This window comes from Paraburkholderia sediminicola, from assembly GCF_902859805.1.
In the GTDB taxonomy this organism is placed as follows: Bacteria; Pseudomonadota; Gammaproteobacteria; order Burkholderiales; family Burkholderiaceae; genus Paraburkholderia; species Paraburkholderia sediminicola.
In genome coordinates, this window is record NZ_CADIKC010000003.1 from 548,226 (window position 1) to 572,510 (window position 24,285).

The following is a 24,285-nucleotide window of genomic DNA, read 5'->3' on the forward strand; positions in this document are numbered from 1 at the left end:
AAAACGTAATTGCGGTGTAAACTCCACGCCGCAAGACCAAACAACAATTATTCATCGAGGCGGGCCACAATGAAAAAAACAGCAACTGCAATTTTGGTATCTCTATGTCTCGCGGCTTGCGGTGGCGGTGGAAGTGGGGGCGACGGCTCCCTTACGCCGGCGCCGAAGTCGCTCAAGTTGTCGCTCTACGGCCAGCCTCTTGTGGCTGCAAGCGGAACGGTCGCACATGCGCAGCTTGCTGCACGCGATTTGGCCGCATCAGCGCCGGCGACATCCTCGGATGCGGGAAGCTCGGTGCAATCTCTGCAGGACGCGCTGGTGGCGAGAGGCGTGCCTGCTGCGGTCACGGCGCAAGTGATGGACGGTACAACGCTCCATCAGATCGTGATCGGTGAGAACAACGGTTTGCCTCCTACCCCTGATCAGTTCAAAACCGATCCGAGCGAGTGGATCGTCGTCAACTTCCAGCTGGACGATATGGTGAGTACGGTAGATGTCCCTTCTCAGGCTGCTGCGATCCAGCAGTTCATCCAGGATCTGTCGGTCTTCGTTCAGCGAGCGGCCGTCAGCGGTAAGCGAGTTTTTGCCGTGCAGCCGATCCAGACTTGTGACGCGAAACCGGGCGCTTCCGCTTCGTCTGGCCTGCAGAACGCACTGACGCAAGCGTCACTTAAATCGAACCTTTCGATCATTGGCGCGATTTCACTGACGGTCGCCTACGATGGTACCGGGAACGTCATTCAGTCGCCGGATCTCGCGCATCTCGGCGCGGATTGCAGAACGCCGGACGCGTACCTCCTGAATCAGCGTGTCCAAGCGATTGCGGATAGCATCGCTAGCCAATATCAGGCAACAACCGGCACAAACTAGGAGCGTCCATTGCGGGCACTCCCGAAATGCAAAGAGCCCGCTTAGGCGGGCTCTTTTTTCATTGACTCCACAGCCCTGAATTAATGGGCGAACAAGTTGCTTTGCTCATGCTTCAACTCGTTTATCTTGGCGTGTAGGCCGATCTTCTCGTCGGCCTTGACCTGGGCGTGTTCCGACATATGGGACACCAGCTCTTGCAGCTGATCCACGTCACCAACGTTTACAAAACTCTTTTCCTTGTTGACGAACACGACAGATTTCTTTTTCTGTTTGAGTAACTCGATGACGTTGCTTAACGTCCCCGTGCTCTTGGCGTCCCAGATCATCAGCCCGAAGTCGGCGACGTGTGCCATCGCTATATCTTTGGCGGTGAAAAATGCGCGGGTGCCCTTCGCGTGTTTCGCTTCGATGGTACAGACTTGCCAATCGCCGATGTTATTTCGCGGCGTCGGCCCGCTGCAGTACACCGTTGCATACTTTGCACAATGGTCCGCGAGGTACGTCTGGATGGACGCGTCGGCCCCGTCTGCGTCGCCGACGACAACCTTGAGGTCGGACTCGATGATCTTGTCGATGCGCTCTTTTACCTTCAAATCAAGGTGTTTGATATTCATCGATCCAGCTATGAAAACGGTAGTCACGATATCTATCTCCATGTAACGGCCGCAACAAAGATCTTGTCGATTTTACGATATCCCCGAAGGGTAGCGCACGCCGCTTCGAGGGACGCCCCGGTGTGGTACAGGTCGTCGATGATCAGCGCGTTCCAACGCCCATCATTCGTAATCGACTCATGAAGGCTAAAGCTGCCTTGTAAGGCCGCCTGCTTTTCCGCTTTCGTATTCAGATCCTTGAGTTGCTGACCGTTGGCGGTTTTGCTGAGCATATTCTCAAAGACGGGCTGCCCGATGATTCGTCCGACTGCTTGGGCTATTTCAGTGACAGGCTGACGTGCGCGGGGGTTTGAGGCTGGCATTGGTATCACCAATCCGATCTGGGGCAGCAAAGGCACAATGTGCCGGACCAACTCTTCGGCAAGGGGCTCCACTTTGCTGAAGTCGTGCCCGTTGTACTTTAGTTCATACAGAGCTTGGCCAATTTCGGTGCGCGTGTTGTTGAATCGCGCGTGTCCGTGCTCGTCGTCACCAATATACTCGCTGTGCGCCATGTGCTTGTCGAGCGCAAAGCCTGCGTCCCAGTTACCCGCGATAGCCCTAACATTGACGTTCATCGTTTTTCCTTGTTCTTTATTTGTGGATGTCGCGCATGCATCCGCGACACTTATCGACCCTCTCGCAGTCGGCAGTTATGCCCTAAGGCAATCGCTGCTAGCAGTAATATTGCCACAAACGGAAAGATAATATGTAAGGGCTGAGTGGTTATCGTGTGTGGTTAAGCGTGATATGTAGTTGATTTATATATGAGTACAGCGGCCTGCAAAGCCGTTTAGGCCGGTTCGACTCCGGCTCGCGCCTCCAGTAGTTGATGTAAAGAAAAGCCCCGACTTGTCGGGGCTTTTCTTTTTTCGGCGGCGTTGTCGCAGATATCAATTCAGGGCGGGCGCTTCAGTGTGAGGCTACTCGTTCCAGCACATATCGTCGCTCTCAGTCATCCCGACCTTTGGCGCAGCGAGCAGACAATTGCGCCTGCTCGCTCGTCACTCACTCAAAAAACAATCGCCGACTTGATCGATTGAAGCGCCGCGCTGTTCAGAAAGTAGTAGTTGTCTTGCGGCGTTCCGCCGGCAAGCGGCGCGAGCTGCAATGTCGTGCCGTCCTTGATCACGTAGCCTGCGTAGATTCCGCCGTTGTTCTGGTAGTAGACCCGGTAATCGGTGGTTGCCGCGCCGAGTGCCGTATTGGCTACCCATGCGCGCATGCCGGCCAACGTTACGATCTGGCCATCGCTGATCTGATAGGTTTTCCCGTCGGTCGTGCTTGCGTACGGAAAGAAGTTTTCAAGCGTCGAGATCGTGGCGGAGCACGGTGTCGGATTGCTCCCCGTCGTGGCGGGTGCAGCGCAGTCGTATGTGAAGGCCTCGTCGCCGACTGTGTGCCGCACGACCTTGACGTAGGCGGCGCCCCTCTGCCAACTGGCCTGCTGGTTGTACAGCGATTGCCCGTTGAGCGTGTTCGTGAGAAGACCAACGGCGTTATTCGCAAAGAGTTCGGCAGGTGAGGCGGAAATCAGACCCGATAGCGGCACGACGCTGTAGCTGGTGCCAAGTAATGTGCGGGTCACCGTTTTGCCGTCTGAGGCCAGATAGTCTTCCTGGACATTCGCGCCCGGGTAGCTGATCCGAACTTGCGGCGGAGACGCGGAGCTATAGACGGCGCCATTGACGAGTAAGCGTGCCACCGTGATTGCCGGAACCTTCAGCGCGGACGACACAGACGTGTACGTGACGGTCAGCGGCTGCGCCCCGGCCGCGGCGCTTTGTGCAATGCTCGAGTCGTCGCTATAGAAGACACTGCTCGGGCTGACCGTCAGCGTGCCCGTCGACGATGCGCTGACCGACAGGCTGCCGCTCAGATAATGCATGCCGCCGTTTGCCGCGAGCGCGACACTTTCGTAGCTCTTTTGTGTGTCGCTCAGACTCGAAGTACTGGCTGTCGATCCCGAACTGCCTGACGAGCCGCCGCCGCACGCTGACAAAATCGCAGACAAAATAAATGCGGTGCCCGTGGCCAGCATGAAATGCCGATTTACCAATCGCTTTTTGTTTTCTTTCATTTATGATTTTTTGTCTTTCGATTTTATTCTGTTGGTTTTCTAAAGCCCCGAATAAAGCATTGATCGCTGGCAGTTCGATGCCGATCATGTAAAGTATCTCATGCTGCTTCGCCTATTTGGAAACATCGTTAGAGATACGATGCAATGATTCTAGATGTTTCCAGATCGCGAATGCACGGGGCAGGGCAAACCCGCTGTTAATAGAACATACGACCAATGAAAAAAAACATAACCGCTGCTGTGCTGTTTACCATTGGGTTGCCAATGCTGGCGATCGCGCAATCGGCACCGCCTCCCGACATTAAAGGCGGGGATTCGTGGACCTACGTCAACACCTTTGAGAAAACGCCTTCCATCTGGCGCCAGACGCACGACGAAGTGACGGTTCTGCGCGCAACCCCTTCCCACATCTACTACACCTCGAAGCAGGCGGGCTCGACCCAGGTGCCGAACGAGGTCATAGCCGGCGCCGACTGGAGCCGCGAGCGCAACGTGAATGGGGCGGAGGTGGTCGTCAATCGGCCGTTCGTTTTCCCGCTATCGCCGGGCAAAACCTGGAACCTCGAATATACGGAACAGCATCCGAACAAGACGTTCGCTTCGCAAAAGTGGAGCAGCCAGTATCGGGTGGTGGATACTGAAACTGTTGAGGTGCCGGCGGGAAAATTTCAGGCGATTAAAGTCGAAGCGGAAGGTGACTGGGTCGCGCAACTCGAGCCCACTCAGACTGTCACCCAAGCCGTGCAGACGCAGCAAGGCGACACCGCCATGATCACTCACGCACAGAAAACAGGCCCCGTTCAGGTGACCGGGCGTACTTATAAAGCGTTCTGGTATGTGCCTGAGATTGGCCGCTGGGTAAAGGTAGTGGAAGAATATTACGGTAGTAATGGTGTGCGAAACGAGCGCTATACAGGTGAACTGGAGTCGTTCAAAAGAGGCACGGAATGATTCGAGCGTGTGATTAAATTGTCCACTCTTGCTGCGTAAGAGAAAAAGCCCCGAATGCCGGGGCTTTTTTAATCCTTCCTGAATGCAAAACGGATCAAAAATGGGTATCTCAAACCCCGAACGTCGCTCGTTTTATTTGCGCCTGATTTACGCGCTGTGTCTGTGCGGCGCCACCTGGACGCATCTGCAAGTGGCTTTGGTCCACGGGCTCTCATGGGACTACGGCGGCGCACCGCCGCTGACACAAATCTACTGGACGTCGTTGCTCTTCATCGATCCGCTAACGGTTCTGCTATTGCTGTTGAGCCCGAGAGCAGGGCTGATCCTCTGTGTCGCTGTCATCGTGACGGACGTGGTGCACAATTCATGGTTCGCGCTGCATCATCCGATCCGCATGGACCTGTACGTTTCGCAGATTGCTTTCCTGCTGTTCGTCGCGTTCACGGTGCGGACCGCGTGGCGAGGGACCACGAGCCGCGCCGCCGCGCTGCGCGCCGCTGATTGAATTGCCCGATTGCCGTTTTGCGCAATTGCCCGTCTACACGAGGCTGCATGTACCTACAACTCACCGGCACCAACGTTCGTCTGCTTGGCTCGATGCATCTGTTTCCGGCGACGAGTCGCAGAACGCCGCCATGGATCGCTGAAGCGTATGACTGGGCCGAATCGCTGGTCTTCGAATCCGATCCGCCGACGATCCTGCCGTTTCTCAAGGCTCCCCCGCAGGGCGGTGCCGATCAGCTGCGGCCTTTGCTCTCCGCCGATGCCTGGAATCAGCTCCAGGCTGTGTGGCCCGTGGAGGGCCCGTTGGCGCCGCTCGTCGAGCTACGTCCGTGGGCCGCGCTGATCGTCGCGCCGACGCTGTTTCAACAGGTCGTCGAAGGTGTCGAGCCGCGCATGCTGCGCTCGGCGCTCACGCAAGCCAAGCCGTACCAGTATCTCGAGACCGCGCAGGACGTGGCGGCGTCGCTTGAATCGATTTCGCTTGAAGCAGTTGGCACCGCGCTCGGCATGCTGATGTCCGATCTCAACGAACCGCAGCGCACGCTCGAGCGGATGCACGCCGCGTGGTTGCATGGCGATCTGGAGGCGGTGCACCAGATCGCTGTCGAGTCGCCGATGTTCAATCTGCCCGGCATCCGCCACGCCATTCTCGATGCACGCAATCGCGCGTGGGCGGCGCGGGTGACTGAACTGCTCGGGCGGCCGGAGCGCACCTTGGTCGTAGTAGGCGCGCTGCATCTGTGCGGGCCCGGTAACCTGATCGACTGTCTCGCACGGCCCGTCGAGCCGGTTTTTGCAAGCGCCTAGCAGGATTAAGGCTGGTGGACGCATCGACTCAATCGACCGCGCGCCCTGAATGCCTGGCGTAACGGTGGTGCGATTGGGCGCATGGCGGCTGAATGCGCCATGCGTGTGAGCCGACCCCGCATTCGCCAGGATCGGCGCGGCATAGCCTAAGATCGCCACGCGCGGCATAATTTCGCATTGCCGCCGCCCCTCCAGGCGCATCTCTTTTTGAAGCCTTTCCATGACCGAACCGCAACAAACCGCCGCCGCGCGACTGGCGCAACTCGAATGGCGCTGGAAATCGTTCGAAGACCTCACGGCCGCGGAAGTCTACGCGATGCTGGCAGCCCGCAGCGCGGTGTTCGTCATCGAGCAGAACTGCTTGTATGGCGATATCGACGGGCTCGATTCAGATGCCTGGCACCTGTTTGCTTTTGGCCCCGGCGAAAAGAAGCCGCCGCTCGCGGGCTATTTGCGCGTGCTGTTGCCGGATGCTGACGACACCGACATCCGCATCGGCCGCGTGCTGACCACGGCGGAATTCCGCGGCATCGGCGTCGGCAACGCGATGCTCGAACGCTCGCTCGCGCATATCCGGGCGCAGTGGCCCGGTACGCCGATCCGTTTGCATGCGCAGGCGCACCTGCAAGGCTTCTATGGCGCGTTCGGCTTTACGCCGGTGTCGGAGATTCACGAAGAGGACGGCATCCCGCACGTGTGGATGCGTTCGGCCTAAAAAACCGGAGCGCAACCGGACTCGGCGCTCACGCGCCGACCGGCTGTAAACGCTGCGACTGCAATCGATTCGAAATACTTAGCGCTGGCCGCTTGCAGGTACTGACGCGGGCTGCGTCACACCTTGTGTCACACCTTGAGTCGCCTTTGCACGTCGCTCGCCGCGCAGACGCCCGCGTGCCGACAAGCGCATCCAGTGACGCAACGCCAGCAGCGCACCGATCACGCTCATCATCGAGCCCGGAATCCATAGCAACAGCCCGCCGATTTGCTGATCGCGCATCGGGCTCAGCCACGTGAAGGCGCGCCCGCAAATCGAGTAGATCGGATACAGCTCACGCGGCGTAAAGAAGATAAACGCGCCAAGCATGATTTGCGGCGGAATCGCAGCAATCACCACCAGTACGCGTTTGCCGGGCGACAAACGCGCCGGCGGCGCAGGACGCGGATCGAGCACGAGCCACCAGAACAGCAGCCCGTCGATCACCATGCTCCAGTTCATCACGCGATAAAGCCGCCAGTCGAGCATCGCCACGAAATGAATGGGCGACATCAGCCAGAAGTAGATCAAGCCGACGAACAACGTGACGGCGACCACCGGATGCATCACCACGTCGAGCAGCTTGCGTACCACCGGCGTCTCCAGCGCCGGCCGCACGAAACGCTGCCGCCAGCTGAACGGAATGCCCGCGCGCAACGCAGCGCCCGGATAGGAGAGGGCGATAAAGAACGGCCCGAGGTGATGCAGCACCAGATGCTGCGCGCGATGCATGAAGAACTCATGCTCGAAGAAATAATCGAGCCGCGTATGCAGCGCGACATACAACGCGACCAGCCCAAACCAGAAGGAAATGCGCCGGGGAATCGACACTTTCGCCTTGTGTGCACCGCGCACGAAAAGAATCGCCGGCACGAGCAAGGCGATGACGACGGTCGGTGAAAACTCCCAGGGGTCGAGCCAGTAGAGCAGGTTCATCGCGGGACGTTACTTGGTCTGGGCGGGCGACTTGACGGCGAACGGCGTATCGAGCGTTTCGCCGTCGGAGAACTTCAGCGTCAGATGCACGGTGTCGCCTGGTGCGACCTTATGCTTCGCGTCTTCGAGCATCACGTGATAGCCGCCCGGCGCAATTGCCACCTGGCCGTGCGCGGGCACCGTCAGCTTGTCGACCATCACCATCTTTTGCGTCGAGCCGTTCGACACCGTTTGATGCAACATCGCGTCGCCGTAGTCGTTGCTGGAAATATCGACTAGGTCGACCGGCTTGTCGCTCGCATTCACCAGCGTCACGTAGCCGGCAGCGGGGAGGTTGTTCGGCAACCAGCGCACCCACGCGTCCTTGACGCTGATTGCATTCGCGCCGGCGGCATGCGCGGCCGATGCGAAACCGAATGAGAGGGCGAGCGTGCAGCTCAGTGCGGCGAGCGTTTTGATCTTGATCGACATGGGTGAACTCGGGAAAGGTCAGGAACGGTCATCAACGATGCGGCGCAGGTCTTGTGCGATCGCATCGGGCGTATCGTGATCGGTGGCGAGCAGGCGCGCGTGGCCTTGCGGGTCGAACACGTAGACGGCGGAGCTATGGGTGACTTCGTAGTTGCCGTTGGGGTCGCGCTTTTCCATCTGATAGGCAACCCGGTAGCGCTTGGCGAGCGACTCGATCTGCCAGTCGGTGCCGGTCAGGCCCTCGGCGTGCTGCGAGTCGAAAGCGCCGACGTAGTCATGCAGCGCTTTGGGCGTGTCGCGCGCCGGATCGACGGTGATGAACAGGATGCGGACTTTTTGCGCGTCCGGGCCGAGTTTGCCGAGCACCTGCATCAGGCGGCCCATCGTTTCTGGGCAGACGTCCGGGCAATGCGTATAACCAAAGTAGACGAGCGACGTGCGGCCTTTAAACGAATCACCAGTTACGGCGCGGCCGTCGTCGCCAGTTAGCGTGAAGTCGAGATCTGGCAAGTGGCCGGTCACGTTGGTCAACTGGAACGGTTCGGTGGGATGCGTGCAGCCGGTTAGCGCACCGAGCGCGCCGACCATGACGGTCAGCGCGACCAGGCGCCTGGGCCACGGCTGGCGCGGCATTGAGCGATTCGACTGTTGGTGGCGGGACGAGAGGATGGGGAACAAAGCAGGGTTCAATGACTCGATTGAAGAGCGGCGCGTGGCGCTGCCCGCGAACGGACTCGGTTGGTTCGTGCCAGGCGCGCGGCCCGTCATGGTGTGCAAATAGGGGCGTCGCTGCAATGGTCTGCGTGGCAGCGACTGTATCGCAAAATCTTCGATGACGTCGCGCAGCGCCCGCGGGCGCGCGGTTTGCGAGGCAATTTGACGCAGGCGGCTGAAAGCTCGCTGAAGCCCGATTGTTCTCTTTTTGAACGCAATCGTGAGCGGCGTCGGCTGCGCTGCCCGGCCAGGCTTGTGTCCTGGCTTACTTTCTCGAAAAATTGACGGATGCGCGGTAAGATGCGCACACTTTTCCAGCCGCAGAAGGCTGAAAGGCAAAATTAACCGATGCAAGCACTTCCGGCTGTTCTGTCTCCTGGTGAGACGGCATTTTTCTTCGACTTCGACGGCACGCTCGTCGAACTCGCGCCCACGCCGGACGGCGTGCTGGTGCAACCTCGCGTGATCGAGCTGCTGACCGAGTTGCGCAATCTCACGAATGGCGCGGTCGCGATTGTGTCGGGCCGCGGCATCGACAGCATCGACAGTTTTCTCGGCATGCCGGATCTGCCGATCGCCGGGTTGCATGGCGCCGAGCGGCGCGACGCGAACGGCGACACGCAGCGCATCGGTTTTCACGACGAACGCCTGTTGCGTATGGAGCAGGTGCTTGCGCAGGTCGTCAACGAACATCCCGGCATGCTGCTCGAGATCAAAGGGGCGGCGCTCGCGCTGCACTACCGCAACGCGCCCGACCGCGAACCGGTGGCGCGTGAAGCGACCGAGCGGCTGGTGGCCGATTATCCCGGCTCGTATGTGCTGCAGCCGGGCAAGATGGTCTACGAAATCAAGCCGAAGGACGTCGACAAGGGCCGTGCGATGCGCGCGTTTCTGGAAGAGCCGCCATTCGTGGGCCGCACGCCGGTGTTTGCCGGCGACGACCTGACCGACGAGAAAGGCTTTGCCGTCGTCAACGAGCGCGGCGGCCTGTCGATCAAGGTGGGCGCGGGCGACACGATGGCGCATGCGCGCATCGAATCGGTCGCGGCGCTGCTCGACTGGCTGGAATCGATTGTCGCGGCTGCGCGCGGAGCGTGATCGTGACGTCGCCGGCTGCGCCCCATCCCCTAACGACCATGATTTATTGCATCGGGAATCGCGCTTCATGAGCCGACTGATCATCGTTTCGAACCGGGTCGCACCGATCTCTGAGGGCGGCCCGGCGGCCGGCGGCCTGGCGGTCGGCGTGTACGACGCGCTGAAGGAAACCGGCGGCATGTGGTTCGGCTGGAGCGGCGATGTGCTGAGTTCGGGCCAGCCGCAGATCAAGGTGGAAGAGCGCGGCCCGGTGACCTTCGCGACCATCGCGCTGATGCGCCGCGACTACGACCAGTACTACCGCGGTTTCTCGAACGCCACGCTGTGGCCCGCGTTCCATTATCGCGCCGACCTGCTGCAGTACGACCGGCACGACTTCGAAGGCTATTGCCGCGTCAACGCGTGGCTCGCTCAGCAACTCGTCCCGCTGTTGCGCGAGGACGACGTGATCTGGGTCCACGACTATCATCTGATTCCGTTCGCCCAGGCGTTGCGCGCGGCCGGCGTGAAGAATCGCATCGGCTTCTTTCTGCATATTCCGTTTCCGGCGTCGCAGGTATTGCTGGCAGTGCCGCCGCATCGCGAACTGGTCGAAGCGCTCTGTTCGTTCGATCTGCTCGGCTTCCAGACCGCACCGGATTTGCGGGCGTTCTGCGACTACATCGTCAATGAAGCGAACGGCACCGTCGACGTGTCCGCCAGCGGACCGCTGAGCGTCCATGCGTTCGGCCGCACCTTGCGCGCGGCGGCTTATCCGATCGGCGTCTATCCGGACGAAATCGCCGAGCTCGCGAAGGCGGGCGAGCGCGGCAAGCCGGTTCGCACCATGAAGACTGCGCTGCATTCGCGCAAGCTGATCATGAGTGTGGACCGCCTCGATTATTCGAAGGGGCTGGTCGAACGTTTCCGCGCGTTCGAGCGCTTGCTGGAACATTTCACCGCGCAACGCAACCAGGTGTCGTTCCTGCAAATCGCACCGCCGACGCGTGCCGACATGCATGCGTATCAGGACATCCGCCTGCAACTCGAAGGGGAGTCGGGCCGTATCAACGGACGTTTTGCCGAACTGGACTGGACGCCGATTCTCTACATTCATAAGCAGTACGAGCGCTCGGTGCTGGCCGCGTTGTTTCGCACGGCGCATGTCGGCTACGTCACGCCCTTGCGCGACGGCATGAATCTCGTCGCCAAGGAGTATGTGTCGGCGCAGGATCCGGAGAATCCAGGCGTGCTCGTGCTATCACGCTTTGCCGGCGCCGCGCAGGAACTGGACGGCGCGCTGATCGTGAATCCGGTCGATATCGACGGTATGGCCGAGGCGTTGGCGAAAGCGCTGGAAATGCCGCTCGTGGAGCGTCAGGCGCGTCATCGCGACATGATGGTGCAGCTGCGCGAGAACAACGTGTCGGTGTGGCGCGATAACTTCATGCGCGATCTTCAGCGCGTCGATGGTGCGAAGAGCACCAGAACCGTGAAGGTGCGAGCCGGATCGGGCAAGAAGACGGCGCGCGAAACCACGGTCGGATAGGTGGTTTTCGGGCCCGATTAGAACTGCCTCTTGAAAACATAAAAGCCGCTCTCGAGCGGCTTTTATGTTTGTTGCTGCGGGTATTGCTGAAGCAGTGGAAGGGGTGGTGCGTCGGCTAGACCACGTGCTGTTCGTCCACCTTCTTGCCGCCGACATGCAGCGTGGTGCCCTTGCCGTACTGCTTCGAGAGCAGATCGCGATAAAGGCCCGGCCGCTGGCGCAATTCTTCCGGCGTGCCGTCGTCGATGACCTTGCCGGCGCTCATCACGATGATCCGGTCGAAGTTGTTCAGCGTCGACAAGCGGTGTGCGATCGCGATGACCGTGCGGCCCACCATCAGCCGGTCGAGTGCCTTCTGAATTGCTTCTTCCGATGCGCTGTCGAGCGCCGAGGTGGCTTCGTCGAGCAGCAGGATCGGCGCGTTCTTCAGGATCGCGCGCGCAATCGCGATGCGCTGGCGCTGTCCGCCGGAGAGCTTGACGCCGCGGTCGCCGACGATCGTGTCGAAGCCTTCCGGCATGGCTTCGATGAAATCGCTGCAGCGGGCTTCGCGCGCGGCGGCGACCACTTCTTCCCGGGTTGCCTCAGGGCGGCCGTAGGCGATGTTTTCGTACACCGTGCGATGGAACAGGGAAATATCCTGCGGCACCAGCGCGATGGCGTGGCGCAGGCTGTCCTGGGTGATCGCGGCGATGTCCTGGCCGTCGATCTTGATGGCGCCGCCCTGCGTCTCGTAGAAGCGCTGCAGCAGCGCCAGCACGGTGGATTTGCCCGCGCCCGACTTGCCGATCAGGCCGACCCGCTGGCCCGGCTCGATATGCAGGTCGAAATGATCGAGAATCGGCCGGCGGCGCGGGTAGGCGAACGTCACGGCTTCGAAATCGACCCGGCCGCCTTGCGGCACGAGTTCGGTTGCGCCGTCGCGGTCCGGCATGCCGTGCGGCTCGAGCAGGGTGCGAACGGCTTCCGCGAGCCGCGCGACGTGCTGGGTGACGTCGACCAGCGCCACGGCCAGATCACGCGTGCCGTGCAGAATCGTGAAGCCGAGCGAGCTGACCAGCACGATGTCGCCGGAGGTCGCCTTGCCTTGATCCCACAGCCACAGCGCCCAACCCAGCAAGCCTGCCGAGAGCAGCGCGGTGATCACCGCGTGTAGCAGGCGCAGCTTTTCCAGATACAGCAGGCTCTGCTGGCGCGCTTCCATTTCCGCTTTGACGGTCGCGCCGAAACGTTGCTGCTCGCGAAACGTCATGCCGAAGGCGCGCACGAGGCCCATGTTGCTGATCACGTCGACCAGCTCACCGTCCACCGACGCCGCTTTCGTGGCGAAATGGTGATGCCGCGCCGAGCCACGCCCGGCAAGCTTGTAAAGCACGACCGACAGAATGGCCGAGCAGAGCATCAGGCCGCCGGCCATCAGCGGATTCACGGCGGTGATCATGACGATTGCGCCGAGCACGGCGATACACGGCGGCAGCACGTTCCAGGCGGTGGTGTTCTCGGCGGTGTAGACCGCGTTCGACGTTGCCGTGATGCGGCTCGCCAGCATGCCCGGCTGTTTCTCCGAGTAGTAAGTCGGCGAGTGGCCGCTTAGATACTGGAAGAGGTCGCGTCGCAGATCGCCGGTCACGGCCACGAAGGTATGTGCGGCCACCCATCCGCCGACCCGCCACAGCAGGTTGTCGGCGGCAATCAGGCCAACCAGGATGGCGAACGCACCCCACAGCGGACCGGGATGATGCCGGCCTTCGCCGAGCACATCGATCAGATGCTTGATCGCGTATTGCGAAGCGAGCGCACAGCCCACGGCCGCGAACACGCTGCACAGGACGATCGCATGCGCGAGCGGATGGCGGCGAATAAAGCGGAAAAGAAACGCAAGCGGCCTGTGCGCATAGCTCGCAAGCTTTGCGTTCTGGGCGTTACGCTGGGCGATGGTTAAGTGTTCCAATTGATCGTGAGGTCGGTGTGTTTCAGGTTGTGCATGCAAGGCATGGGCCACAGCAAAAGCGTTCGCCGCGAAGCCGATGCTTCGCATTGTAAACATGCAAAAGCGATTGCGCCCTGTGTATCCGGGCGATGGCGCGACTGATTTCGCGATAGACGACCGCGACCTACTGTTGCTCGACCCGCCGATCGGGCGGTGGTTCACGCAGGTTGCGGAATATTTCGGGATATAATTACAAACTGCATTCAACTGCGGTGCGGCATTTCTTCAATGCCTGCCGGCAAGGTTGACACAGGAGCTTACAGCTGCCGTCTTCGGGTCAGCGTTGCAAGCCAGTTGCTACTGTAGAACTGTCTTATAAAACAAGGGTTTGTAAAGTGTTTCGCCTTTGTAACAACGTAAAGACTTTGAAATGTTGTGGTGCAGCGAGATCCCCGGCATTGATAATGCATGCTCTGCTAGCCCACCGAAATATCTGACAGTTTGTCAACGTAGGTGTCATGTGTGCGTTTACCGGCACATGTGCAGACAGCGAACTGCTGATCTGGGCTCACTACCCAAGCGATCCATCGCAGGATTTCTCGAAAGAATCAGGCCCGCGCCGGCATATCCGGCCAGACTGCCCTGGCGAGCAAGCGAGTCGCTTTTACCAAACGCAGTATTTTTGCCTGATTTTTTACGAGGAGTTCTTCATTATGCGAATCGCTCAAATCGCTCCCTTGCACGAGGCGGTTCCTCCCAAGCTTTACGGCGGGACGGAACGCGTGGTGTCCTACCTGACCGAAGCGCTGGTTGAGCAGGGCCATGACGTCACGCTTTTCGCAAGCGGCGATTCGCAAACCTCGGCGAAGCTCGAAGCGTTCTGGCCGCAGGCGCTGCGCCTCGACCCGACCATCCGCGACGTGATGGCGCCGCACATGCTGCTGCTCGAAGAAGTGCGCCGCCGCGCGGACGAATTCGACGTGCTGCATTTCCACATCGATTACTACCCGTTCTCGCTGTTCGCCCGCCAGCCGGTGCCGTTCCTGACCACGCTGCACGGCCGTCTCGATCTGCCGGAACTGCAGCCGATCTTCAACACGTTCAACGACGTGCCGGTGGTGTCGATTTCGGACAACCAGCGCATCCCGCTGCAACAGGCGAACTGGCTGCAAACCGTTTATCACGGCCTGCCGGAAAACGTGCTCACGCCGATCAAGGACGTCGAGCCGGGCTACCTCGCATTCCTCGGCCGCGTCTCGCCGGAGAAGGGTCTCGACCGCGCGATCCGCATCGCCGGCCAGGCAGGCATGAAGCTCAAGGTCGCCGCCAAGATCGACAAGGCCGACCGTGCCTATTACGAAGAAGTGATCAAGCCGCTGATGGCGCTCCCGCACGTCGAATACATCGGCGAAATCGGCGAAGCCGAAAAGCGTGAGTTCCTCGGCAACGCGCATGCACTGGTGTTCCCGATCGACTGGCCGGAGCCGTTTGGCCTGGTGATGATCGAAGCCATGGCTTGCGGTACGCCGGTGATCGCGTTCAATCGCGGTTCGGTGCCGGAAGTGATCGAAAACGGCGTGTCGGGTTTCGTCGTGGAAGACGAAATCAGTGCGGTTGCCGCAGTGAAGCGTCTGCACACGCTGCCGCGCGCCAAGGTGCGTGCCGCGTTCGAGTCGCGCTTCTCGTCAAAGGTTATGGCGAAGAACTACGTTGCCACCTACGAAGAGCTGCTGCGTCAGAAGCATCGCACGGTGCTGCGCGAAGTCAACGCCAGCTAAGTACGGTACGTAAAAGCAGCCAGGCCGGCTGGGCGGCGCGCGCTTTCGGGCGCACCGCGATCGATGGTCCGGCTGCCCCAGCAACGCCCCGCGCGCATCTCGCCTGCGGGGCGTTGTTGCATGCGCGCCGCGATTTTGCGCGTATGCGGCAGAAAGTACGGTTTTGGGACCGGCAAGCATGAGCCTGTCTCGGTAATATCCCTATAATGGCCGTGCCGCAAATCTGGCTGCGGCGCCGTCGACGACAGGAGGATGCTTTGGCGAGAACGAAAGAGACGCGTGCGAACGCGGCGCCCGGCGCCGGAATGATTTTCGCGCTGCGCGCCATCGGTCTCGTGCTCCTCACTCGCTGGCTTTTTTCGATGGCGCAGATGGACCTGGGCGCGTCGTTGTCGGCGATGGTGTCCTCGCCGTGGGCGTGCATCAACCTGGTGTTCCTGTTCCTGCTGATCTTCCTGCCCGGCGCCCGCGCCGTGGCCGAACGTCCGTTGCATCCGCTGCCGCAATGGTTGCGGCAGGCGGTGCGTCTGTTTGCTTTCCTCGGATTCCTGTTTGCTGTCTGGTCGGTCGGCGCATTTGCTGCGAGCGCCGGTTGGCGGCGCGCCGCGCAGGCGGTAGCGGCCACCAACGGCTGGCTGTTGGCGGCACCGGCGTTGTACGCGGCGGTGGTGTGGATTTGCCGGCCGCGCGCGTTGTGGCGAACCAATATCGCCGCGCGACGCTTTGCGATCGGCCGCTATGCGGTCGCGCTCGATCCGGCCACACGCACGGTGGTCGTCTGGGCCGAGCGTCGCAAGGTGGGGCAGTATGATGCCCGCGAATTGTCTGTGCGCTGGGCGGCCGCTCCTGGCATGAGCGCGCCGTCGGCGCCTGCTCCCGCGGTGGCGTTCGGTGTTGCCGGCGAGGCGGGTGGCGCTGCGGCGCCGCTCGGTTCGGTCGGCGCGCCTGCGCTGGTGCGCGGCGGCTTCGGCCGACGTCCGAAAATCGAACTGCTGTGGGATTCGCCGGCTGCGGCGGGCCACAACCGGCAAACCGTGTTCCGCGCCGCGCTGACTACCGAGGGTGATCGGGTCGCCGCGCGAGCGCTCGACACATCGTTGCGGCAAGTCTGAAACTAACGCTTTGTTCAGTCAGCTACAACGCAAGGGCGAAGCAGACGTCGTAAAGTGCGGTAGTCGATAATAAGACATGTAAGAAAAAGTGCCGCCCGGCGTTTCAGTGGGCGAGTGAGAGATACATCGATCGTATTGCGTCGTTTGCAGGAGTCGCTATGCTGGTTCGCTGGTTGCTTGCCGCCCTTCATCTACTTGCTTATGGCTTCGCCCTTGCGTCGATTCTCCGGCGCACGTGGTCATTGCGGCGAGCCAGCGTGCCTGCTGCGCTGCGATCCGTATTCCGCTCCGACTCGCGCTGGGGGCTTTCGGCTTTGGTGCTGATCGTCACCGGTCTGATGCGCGCCTTCGGCGGTTTCGAAAAGGGCGCCGACTACTACCTGCATGAGCCGCTCTTTCACCTGAAGATGACGCTGCTCGTGCTGATACTCATCCTCGAAGTCCCGACGATGCTCGGCCTGATTCGCTGGCGCGCCAGCATTAGAAAAGGCGCTACGCCTGATTTGCGAAAGGCGCGTACTTATGCGCGTTTCAGTGTGATCCAGACCGTGCTGCTGGTGTTGATGGTGTTCGCGGCGACCGGCATGGCGCGTGGCGTCGGGCTGCCTGCGGGCGTGGTATAGGCCTGCGTAACGGGGCGAACGCCTGCAGAAAACGCCTGTTACGGTGGCTTCTGCAGGACGTCCCACACACTTCTCCGCGATTTACTTCTCGACTAGCAAGTCCGAATCATCGAGTCGATTCGCCTTCGCGGCATGGGTCTTGGGCGTGACCTCCGAATCGCCCAGGCCCTTGATCAACTCCAGTGCCTGACGTTCGAACAAGCGCCTGTACAAGCCGTTGTCGAGTCTGATCAACGCCTCGTGACTGCCTTCCTCGATGACCTTGCCCTTGTCCAGCACCAGCAGTCGGTCCAGCGCTCGCACGGTGGAGAGACGGTGCGCCACCACCAGCGTCGTGCGGCCCATCATCAGCCGTTCCATGGCCTGCTGGATCAGCACTTCGCTTTCGCTGTCGAGGCTCGAGGTCGCTTCGTCCAGAATCAGGATCGGCGCGTCCGCGAGAAACGCCCGCGCGATCGCGACGCGCTGACGTTCGCCACCCGAGAGCTTGATACCGCGTTCGCCCACCAGCGTGTCGTAGCCTTGCGGCAGCGCGGAGATAAAGCCGTGCGCACTCGCGAGCTTCGCGGCGCGTTCGATCTCGGCACGGCTCGCGTCGGGCCGTGCATAGGCGATGTTCTCCGCCAGCGAGCGGTGAAACAGCACCGGCTCCTGCTGAACGATCGCGATCTGGCTGCGCAACGACGCCTGCCGCACACGGGCGATATCCTGACCGTCGATCGTGATCCGGCCTTCCGAAATGTCGTAGAGCCGCTGGATCAGCTTGATGAAAGTCGTCTTCCCCGAACCCGAATGCCCGACCAGTCCGACGCGTTCTCCCGGCGCGATGCGCACGGAGAAGTTGTCGTAAAGCGGCGTAGCTTTCGCACCGTAGTGGAAGGTGACGTGCTCGAAGCGAATTTCGCCTTTGCCGATCGCGATCGGACCTGCGCCGGGGCGATCTTCGATACCCAGCGGCTGGCTCTCGAGCGACACCAGTTCTTCCATGTCGTTGACCGAACGCTGCAGGTTGCGGATGTGCATGCCCACGTCGCGCAGATAGCCTTGCAACATGAAGAACATCGTCAGCGCGAACGTGATGTCGCCGACGCTCGCTTCGCCGCGCGCCCACAACAGCAACGCGACGCCGAGAATGGCGGCCTGAATCGCCACCAGCATGCTGCCCTGCACGCCGCCGTTGATCGTGCCGCGAATCCACGTGCGGCGCGTGCGATGACGCCACTTGACGATCACGCGCTCGAGCAGGGCTTCTTCGCGCTCTTCGGCGCCGAACGCTTTCACTACGCCGTTGCAGCTGACTGCGTCGGCAAGGGCGCCGCCCATGCGCGTGTCCCAAGCGTTAGCGAGGCGCGCGGCGGGCGCAACGAAGCCGAGCGACAGCGCCACGGTCACCGCGATATAGAGCACCGAACCAATACCGACGACCGCGCCCATCATCGGCCAGCGCCAGCCGAGCAGCACCGTCGCGCCGACCAGCATGACCAGCGACGGCAGCAGCGCGACCAGCAATGTGTCGTTGAGCAGGTCGAGCGCCCACATGCCGCGCGTGATCTTGCGCACCGTGGATCCGGCGAAGCTGTTGGCGTGCCAGTCCGTCGAAAAGCGTTGCACGCGATGAAAAGCGTTGCCGGCGATCTCGCTCATCATCTTGAGCGTCAGCCTGATGAGGTTGAAGAACACGCCCTGACGAAGCAGCTCAGCGCCGAGCCCGAGCGCGCCTAGCACACAGAAGGCCGTGATCGCCGCGTGCCACGCGACGGCATCGCTGGCAGAGCCGGATGCGATTGCGTCGACAAGCCGCCCGGCGAACATCGGCGTGAGTACGTCGGCCAATGCCGAGAGCAGCACCAGCGCCGCAATGACGAAGATGCGCCAAGGCTGTTTGGCCCAGTGACGGAAGGTGAAACCGAGGACGTCCTTGAAGGCTTGTCCACGAAAGTCGAGTTTTTTTCTAGTCATTTGCCACGACCCGGTGGCGCGCGAGCGCACCGAGGTTCCAGTCAGAAGCGAAAGGAAGAGACAGTCAAGCGAGCCGCGCTGTGTTGACAGCAATGCCGGCAATGAGACTACGGACTGTCTGGAATTTGCGCGGGACGCCTGGTCAGGCGGAACCGCGTGAGCGACAACGCGACAAACTTAAGGTCGCGAGAATGGTCGTGAGGCCATCCCAGGGAGAGCGATATGCACTGCGAACATGTGACGCCTCCCTGTAGTCGAATGAAGTGAAGGAATGGACGGGGCGAGTGCCCGAGAACTGACTATATCAGCAGTATTTGGCCGCCGCAATCGTACGAAAGTTCGGTGTTGACTTCGAAGCAGAGCGGGCGCAGATGCGTATCAACGGGCGCACACGTGATCAATGAAGCGTGCGCGTGTCTGGAAGCAAACAGAGTTAAGCGGAAGCAAAAACAAAAAAGCCCTCGACTTTCGTCTAAGGGCTTTCTCTTGTGGTTCTTCGGGAACCAGCGAATCTGGTGGGTGGTACAGGGATTGAACCTGTGACCCCTGCCGTGTGAAGGCAGTGCTCTACCGCTGAGCTAACCACCCGAAGAGAGCCGAATTATGTCAGGGATTTTTCGACTCGTCTAGTACTTTTTAAGCGGTTTGCTCATCCGCGGCCGCGGCCGGAGCCGGTTCAAGTCGCCACACACTCGTGCCTTTGACCGCTTTGTCGAGACCGTCGAGTACGGCCTGATGTTCGGCGACTTCGTCGTCACTCGCGGCGATCACAACCAGATTCAGCGAATCGATCGCGATGCGCGGTGTGCTCGCATCGCCGCCGCCGTGCGAATCGCCGAGCATGTCGATAACGAGGCTTTCCTGGCCGCGCGTCATCGCCAGATAAACCTCGGCAAGCAGTTCCGAGTCGAGCAGTGCGCCGTGCAAGGTGCGATGTGCGTTGCTGATGCCGAAGCGGTCGCACAGCGCGTCGAGCGAATTGCGCTTGCCCGGGAACATCTGCTTGGCGCGCGCGAGCGTATCGATGATCTCGCCACAGTAGGTTTTCACCGGCGGCAAACCCAGCAACGCAAATTCGGCATCGAGAAAGCCGATGTCGAACGGCGCGTTGTGAATGATGAGTTCCGCGTCCTGAATGAAGTCGCGAATCTGATCGGCAATCTCGGCGAACTTCGGCTTGTCGCTCAGAAACTCGGTGGTCAGCCCGTGGACTGCCAAAGCGCCCGGATCGCTTTCGCGTTCCGGGTTGATATAGAAATGCAGGTTGTTGCCCGTGAGCCGGCGGTTCACCATTTCGACGCAACCGAGTTCAAGGATCCGGTCGCCGGTTCGCGCATTCAGGCCGGTGGTTTCGGTGTCGAGGATGAGTTGACGCATGTCGGATTAGCCTGCTCTAGAAAAATCAGCAAAAAATAAGGGCGCGCGCGCGGGTGCCGCCGCGGGCATCACAGCACGCATCACATTTCCGCGAGTGACGCGACGCCGCGATTGGCCAGTTGATCCGCGCGTTCGTTTTCCGGGTGACCATTGTGACCGCGCACCCAGCGCCAATCGATTTCGTGCTGCGCGACGAGCGCATCGAGCCGCTTCCAGAGATCGGCGTTCTTCACCGGTTGCTTCGCGGCGGTGATCCAGCCTTTTTTCTTCCAGCCGTGAATCCACTCGCTGATGCCTTTCTGCACGTACTGCGAGTCGGTGTGCACGACGGCCTTGCAGGGGCGCTTGAGCGCCTCGAGTGCGCCGATCACGCCCATCAGTTCCATGCGATTGTTGGTGGTGTTGGGCTCACCGCCGAACAGTTCTTTTTCCTGGTCGCCGAAGCGCAGCAGCGCGCCCCAGCCGCCAGGGCCGGGGTTGCCCTTGCAGGCGCCGTCGGTATAAATATCGATGATGTCGGGAGTCATTGAGTGTGGTTGCGTGTGTTCGGAGTGGCGGCGGGCGCGAGGCCCGCGGCGAGGACAGGTTTTTTCACTTTCAGTGGGCCGACGAGGCGCATGCCGCGCACGCGCTTGATCGCCTTGATCATGTAGGTGGCGCCGAAAATCGGCCACCAGCGGTCGCCGGCGGCTTCCATGAAACCATAGCGGGACAGCCATTGTTCGCTGCCGAGCGGCGGACGATAGCAGCCGAAGCGCCCGCGTTCAAGGTCGAAACCCAGCAATTTGATCCAGTCTTTCAGGCGTGTGAAGGCGATCAGATCGACTGCGGCGGGCACGAACGGCCGGCCGGTCATCTTGCCGACCGATTGGCGCGCGCCCCACAGCGACAGTGAATTGAAGCCGAGAATGATCAACTGGCCTTCGGGCATCAGCACGCGTTCCGCTTCGCGCAGCAGCCGGTGCGGGTCGCTCGTGAATTCAAGCGTATGCGGCATCACAATCAGGTCGACGCTTTGTGCTTCGAACGGCAAGTCGAGCAGATCGCACCAGACAGCGCTGCGACCAGCCGGCGCGGGCAAACCGGCGGGCAGACCTTGCGCGGCGCTGTTACCCATGCTTTTGCCCGAGCCATTCCCGGCGCGCCCGAGGCCGCGCGGAAAAGCGTAGGGCGCGCTCGCGCCGCTCGCTGCGTCGAGCACAAGCCCGCGGCACGGCATGCGGTTCTCGCGCAAGGCGTCGAGCTGCGGCAGGCCGAGTTGCAGCGCATGGTAACCGAACACGTCGGACACCACGCGATCGAGCTGGGTCTGTTCCCACTCGAGTACGTAGCGCCCGGGTGGCGAATCGGTCCAGGCAGGCCAGTCTATAATCGCTCGATCAGTCATATCAGAGAATGCGTCGCCTATGAATGCGCTCGAGTACGTACCGGTCCCGGCGTTTGAAGACAATTACATCTGGGTCGTTTCCGACGGGCATCATGCGGTGGTCGTCGATCCGGGTGAGGCCGCCCCCGTGCGCGCATATCTGGCGAAACGGGGTTGGCGGCTGAGCGCTATTTTACTCACGCACCATCACCAAGACCATGTCGGCGGGGTGGCCGATCTGCTGAACGGCCAGGCCGTTCCCGTGTACGGCCCCGCTGGTGAGGCGATCCAGCATCTCACGCATCGTCTCAAAAACGGCGATCACGTGACGATTGCGGCCCCCGCGCTCGAATTCAGCGTGCTCGACGTGCCCGGTCACACGAGCGGTCACATCGCCTATTTTCAGGCGGCCGACCCGCGCGGCACGCCCCACGTGTTTTGCGGAGACACGCTGTTCGCGTGTGGCTGCGGCCGCTTGTTCGAAGGCACGCCCGCGCAGATGCTGGCGTCGCTGGATTCGCTCGCCGCGCTGCCCGGCGCGACCGAGGTTCATTGCGCCCACGAATACACGTTGTCGAACATCCGCTTCGCGCTCGCGTGCGAGCCGGGCAACGCCGAACTGCAAGCCTGGCGCGACACGGCGAGCGAATTGCGCGCACGTCATGTGCCGACGCTGCCCACCACCATCGCCCACGAACGCGCCGTGAATCCGTTTTTACGTGCCGACAGTCCGGCGATCCGCGTGACCTTGCAGGAGCAGTTGCACGAAAAAGTGTCCGATCGTTTATCGGCATTTACGCTGATGCGCGAATGGAAAAACCGCTTCCGTTGACCCGTTCGGCATCAGGGTATTCCTCACGCGAAGAATCGGAAAAATTCGCCAAGCCCAAGATTTCCTTGATATTTTTCGTAATTTTCCGATTGACGTAAACGTTGCCGTTTCGTACTATCGGCTGCAAATTCCAGCCCTTGTGGAAGCCGAGACGTTCATGCGATTTATCTTTAGTGCGTTGTTGGTCCTGACACTCGCCGCTTGCGCGAGTCAGGGACCGGCGACGAATAGCCCCACCACCGCAACAAACCCCGCCAGTCAGGAAGCAGTAGCCGACGCCCTTCGCAAGACAGCCACCGCCAAAGAGACGATCAACGTCGATCAAGGCTCGGTCAGTCAACTGACGAGCGCAGACGCCGATTTGTGGGGCCGTATTCGCCGTGGTTTTCAAATGCCGGATCTGCAAACCGACCTCGTCGACATGCAGGTCAACTGGTATGCGCAACGCCCGGATTACGTGCAGCGCATGACAGAGCGCTCGCAGAAATACCTGTACCACATCGTCGAAGAGCTCGAGGCGCGCAATATGCCGACCGAGCTCGCGTTGCTGCCGTTCATCGAATCCGCGTATAGCCCGCAGGCGTTGTCGGTGGCGAAGGCCGCCGGGATGTGGCAGTTCATGCCAGGCACGGGCCGCACCTACAACCTCAAGCAGAACATGTGGCAGGACGAGCGCCGCGACGTGCTGGCTTCGACCAGCGCCGCGCTCGACTACCTGTCGCGTCTGCATGACATGTTCGGCGACTGGCAACTGGCGCTCGCCGCGTACAACTGGGGTGAGGGCAACGTGCAGCGCGCGATCGCGCGCAACGAAGCGGCGGGGCTGCCCACCGACTACCTCAGCCTGCGCATGCCGAACGAGACGCGCAACTACGTGCCCAAGCTGCAGGCGGTGAAGAATATCGTGATGAACCCGCAGATGTACGGGCTCACGCTGCCGTCGATTCCGAATCACCCGTATTTCGTGACGGTCACGACCTCGCACGACATCGACGTGGACATGGCGGCGAAACTCGCCAATCTGTCGCCGGACGAATTCCGTTCGCTGAACCCGTCGTTCAGGAAGCCGGTGATTCTCGGCGCCACGCAGCCGCAAATCCTGCTGCCGTTCGATAACGCCAGCGCCTTCGAACGTAATCTGAAGGCCTATTCCGGTTCGCTGTCGTCCTGGACCACGTACACGGTCACGGAGCGTTCGGCACCGGCGGCGATCGCGCAAAAGATCGGTGTCGACGCCGACACGCTGATGGAAGTGAACAAGATTCCGGCCGGCATGCGTTTGAAACCGGGTTCCACAATCGTGGTGCCGCGTGGGTCGGACGACGACGAAGACATCAGTGCCGACGTCGCCGAAAGCGCCGTGCTTGCCATGGAGCCTGACGTTCCCGACACCCGCAAGATGCTGATCCGCGTGCGTCGCAATCAATCCATGGCCGCGATCGCAGTGCGTTACGGCGTTTCGATCGGTCAATTGAAAGCGTGGAATCGCACGCATCGCGATCAGGTTTCGCGCGGCCAGGTGATCGTGCTGCACGTGCCGGTCGGCAAGGCGATGCCTAGCGAGCCGGGTCCGGAGCGCATCGCAACCGACGTCCAGGGCGGCGGCGTCGAGAAGATCGGCACCCGTGTCACAGACACGAAGAACGATTCGCGCTACGATAAGAAGAAGGGTCGTGGCCGTTCCGCCGTGGTGAAGGTGTCTGATCCGGTGGTTAAAGCGAGCAAGCCGACAACGTCCGGCGCTACCAGGGGCAAGGTGACGAAGGTGTCGGCTTCCACGTCCAGCAAGGCGTCGAAGGCTGCGGCAGATAGCCGCCAGAAGACCGCGGCCAACGCGAAGAAGGGTAAGTAGACCAAAAAGCGGCTCCACGGTAGTGACCACATGCGTTGCGGGGGCAGCGCATGAATTGCGCTCCGATCACGCACCGTGTTATTCCGACGC

General features: G+C 61.0%; 24 protein-coding genes and 1 tRNA gene. 12 read left to right on the forward strand and 13 right to left on the reverse strand.

Annotated features, from left to right (window positions below; genetic code table 11):
- Positions 1–69: 69 nt before the first annotated feature.
- Complete coding sequence (locus R8871_RS14935) at positions 70–870, forward strand: hypothetical protein (RefSeq protein WP_175051135.1); 801 nt, start codon at positions 70–72, stop codon at positions 868–870.
- A gap of 80 nt (positions 871–950) precedes the next feature.
- Here the strand turns inward: R8871_RS14935 and R8871_RS14940 are convergent, their stop codons facing one another.
- The 4 genes from R8871_RS14940 to R8871_RS38445 all read right to left on the reverse strand — a co-directional run bounded on the left by R8871_RS14940 (position 951) and on the right by R8871_RS38445 (position 3,691).
- A complete protein-coding gene (locus R8871_RS14940; protein WP_246287575.1) occupies positions 951–1,484 on the reverse strand; it encodes a hypothetical protein in 534 nt (177 codons plus the stop codon).
- A 32-nt stretch (positions 1,485–1,516) separates the two neighbouring features.
- Positions 1,517–2,101, reverse strand: a complete 585-nt coding sequence (locus R8871_RS14945; protein ID WP_175051137.1) for a ComF family protein — start codon at positions 2,099–2,101, stop codon at positions 1,517–1,519.
- A gap of 434 nt (positions 2,102–2,535) precedes the next feature.
- Positions 2,536–3,411, reverse strand: a complete 876-nt coding sequence (locus R8871_RS14950) for a hypothetical protein (protein WP_246287576.1) — start codon at positions 3,409–3,411, stop codon at positions 2,536–2,538.
- Entirely contained in the window at positions 3,329–3,691 is a 363-nt protein-coding gene (locus tag R8871_RS38445) for a hypothetical protein (RefSeq protein ID WP_246287577.1), read from the reverse strand. The genes R8871_RS14950 and R8871_RS38445 overlap by 83 nt, the downstream gene beginning before the upstream one ends.
- A gap of 128 nt (positions 3,692–3,819) precedes the next feature.
- Between R8871_RS38445 and R8871_RS14955 the strand changes: the two genes are divergently transcribed.
- From R8871_RS14955 to R8871_RS14970, 4 genes are all read left to right on the forward strand, one after another.
- Positions 3,820–4,554: a hypothetical protein gene (locus tag R8871_RS14955; RefSeq protein WP_175051139.1), complete on the forward strand. Its 735-nt coding sequence runs from the start codon at positions 3,820–3,822 to the stop codon at positions 4,552–4,554.
- A gap of 100 nt (positions 4,555–4,654) precedes the next feature.
- Positions 4,655–5,059: a hypothetical protein gene (locus R8871_RS14960; protein WP_175051140.1), complete on the forward strand. Its 405-nt coding sequence runs from the start codon at positions 4,655–4,657 to the stop codon at positions 5,057–5,059.
- A gap of 47 nt (positions 5,060–5,106) precedes the next feature.
- Complete coding sequence (locus tag R8871_RS14965) at positions 5,107–5,865, forward strand: TraB/GumN family protein (RefSeq protein ID WP_175051141.1); 759 nt, start codon at positions 5,107–5,109, stop codon at positions 5,863–5,865.
- A 220-nt stretch (positions 5,866–6,085) separates the two neighbouring features.
- Complete coding sequence (locus R8871_RS14970; RefSeq protein ID WP_175051142.1) at positions 6,086–6,580, forward strand: GNAT family N-acetyltransferase; 495 nt, start codon at positions 6,086–6,088, stop codon at positions 6,578–6,580.
- A 78-nt stretch (positions 6,581–6,658) separates the two neighbouring features.
- Here R8871_RS14970 and R8871_RS14975 read toward each other — a convergent pair whose 3' ends face one another.
- From R8871_RS14975 to R8871_RS14985, 3 genes are read right to left on the reverse strand one after another with little or no spacing between them, the layout of a single operon-like run.
- Positions 6,659–7,555 (reverse strand): cytochrome c oxidase assembly protein, encoded by an 897-nt coding sequence (locus tag R8871_RS14975; RefSeq protein ID WP_175051143.1) that lies wholly within the window; start codon positions 7,553–7,555, stop codon positions 6,659–6,661.
- Between the two features lie 9 nt (positions 7,556–7,564).
- The gene (locus R8871_RS14980; protein ID WP_175051144.1) at positions 7,565–8,026 is read right to left on the reverse strand and encodes a copper chaperone PCu(A)C; all 462 of its coding nucleotides are present in this window, start codon (positions 8,024–8,026) and stop codon (positions 7,565–7,567) included.
- An 18-nt stretch (positions 8,027–8,044) separates the two neighbouring features.
- Positions 8,045–8,659 (reverse strand): SCO family protein, encoded by a 615-nt coding sequence (locus tag R8871_RS14985; protein WP_407673159.1) that lies wholly within the window; start codon positions 8,657–8,659, stop codon positions 8,045–8,047.
- A 429-nt stretch (positions 8,660–9,088) separates the two neighbouring features.
- Between R8871_RS14985 and otsB the strand changes: the two genes are divergently transcribed.
- The gene (gene otsB / locus R8871_RS14990; protein ID WP_175051146.1) at positions 9,089–9,838 is read left to right on the forward strand and encodes a trehalose-phosphatase; all 750 of its coding nucleotides are present in this window, start codon (positions 9,089–9,091) and stop codon (positions 9,836–9,838) included.
- A gap of 67 nt (positions 9,839–9,905) precedes the next feature.
- Entirely contained in the window at positions 9,906–11,366 is a 1,461-nt protein-coding gene (gene otsA, locus R8871_RS14995; protein ID WP_175051147.1) for an alpha,alpha-trehalose-phosphate synthase (UDP-forming), read from the forward strand.
- Between the two features lie 115 nt (positions 11,367–11,481).
- Here the strand turns inward: otsA and R8871_RS15000 are convergent, their stop codons facing one another.
- A complete protein-coding gene (locus tag R8871_RS15000) occupies positions 11,482–13,317 on the reverse strand; it encodes an ABC transporter ATP-binding protein (RefSeq protein ID WP_175051148.1) in 1,836 nt (611 codons plus the stop codon).
- Between the two features lie 692 nt (positions 13,318–14,009).
- On the opposite strand from R8871_RS15000, the gene R8871_RS15005 reads away from it, so the two are divergent.
- The 3 genes from R8871_RS15005 to R8871_RS15015 all read left to right on the forward strand — a co-directional run bounded on the left by R8871_RS15005 (position 14,010) and on the right by R8871_RS15015 (position 16,809).
- Positions 14,010–15,074, forward strand: a complete 1,065-nt coding sequence (locus R8871_RS15005; RefSeq protein WP_175051149.1) for a glycosyltransferase family 4 protein — start codon at positions 14,010–14,012, stop codon at positions 15,072–15,074.
- 257 nt (positions 15,075–15,331) lie between these two features.
- Complete coding sequence (locus tag R8871_RS15010) at positions 15,332–16,186, forward strand: hypothetical protein (RefSeq protein WP_175051150.1); 855 nt, start codon at positions 15,332–15,334, stop codon at positions 16,184–16,186.
- Positions 16,187–16,344: 158 nt separating this feature from the next.
- Positions 16,345–16,809 (forward strand): DUF2214 family protein, encoded by a 465-nt coding sequence (locus R8871_RS15015; RefSeq protein ID WP_175051151.1) that lies wholly within the window; start codon positions 16,345–16,347, stop codon positions 16,807–16,809.
- Between the two features lie 81 nt (positions 16,810–16,890).
- Here the strand turns inward: R8871_RS15015 and R8871_RS15020 are convergent, their stop codons facing one another.
- From R8871_RS15020 to R8871_RS15040, 5 genes are all read right to left on the reverse strand, one after another.
- Positions 16,891–18,768 (reverse strand): ABC transporter ATP-binding protein, encoded by a 1,878-nt coding sequence (locus R8871_RS15020; RefSeq protein ID WP_175051152.1) that lies wholly within the window; start codon positions 18,766–18,768, stop codon positions 16,891–16,893.
- Positions 18,769–19,281: 513 nt separating this feature from the next.
- Positions 19,282–19,356, reverse strand: a tRNA-Val gene (locus R8871_RS15025).
- Between the two features lie 48 nt (positions 19,357–19,404).
- Positions 19,405–20,145: a DNA polymerase III subunit epsilon gene (dnaQ, locus tag R8871_RS15030; protein WP_175051153.1), complete on the reverse strand. Its 741-nt coding sequence runs from the start codon at positions 20,143–20,145 to the stop codon at positions 19,405–19,407.
- An 80-nt stretch (positions 20,146–20,225) separates the two neighbouring features.
- A complete protein-coding gene (gene rnhA / locus R8871_RS15035) occupies positions 20,226–20,672 on the reverse strand; it encodes a ribonuclease HI (protein WP_175051154.1) in 447 nt (148 codons plus the stop codon).
- Positions 20,669–21,532: a class I SAM-dependent methyltransferase gene (locus tag R8871_RS15040; protein WP_175051155.1), complete on the reverse strand. Its 864-nt coding sequence runs from the start codon at positions 21,530–21,532 to the stop codon at positions 20,669–20,671. The genes rnhA and R8871_RS15040 overlap by 4 nt, the downstream gene beginning before the upstream one ends.
- A 19-nt stretch (positions 21,533–21,551) precedes the next feature.
- Here R8871_RS15040 and gloB point away from each other — a divergent pair, with 19 nt between their 5' ends.
- Positions 21,552–22,343, forward strand: a complete 792-nt coding sequence (gene gloB, locus R8871_RS15045) for a hydroxyacylglutathione hydrolase (protein WP_175051156.1) — start codon at positions 21,552–21,554, stop codon at positions 22,341–22,343.
- 157 nt (positions 22,344–22,500) lie between these two features.
- Positions 22,501–24,195: a transglycosylase SLT domain-containing protein gene (locus tag R8871_RS15050; RefSeq protein WP_175051157.1), complete on the forward strand. Its 1,695-nt coding sequence runs from the start codon at positions 22,501–22,503 to the stop codon at positions 24,193–24,195.
- The last annotated feature ends 90 nt before the right edge of the window (positions 24,196–24,285 follow it).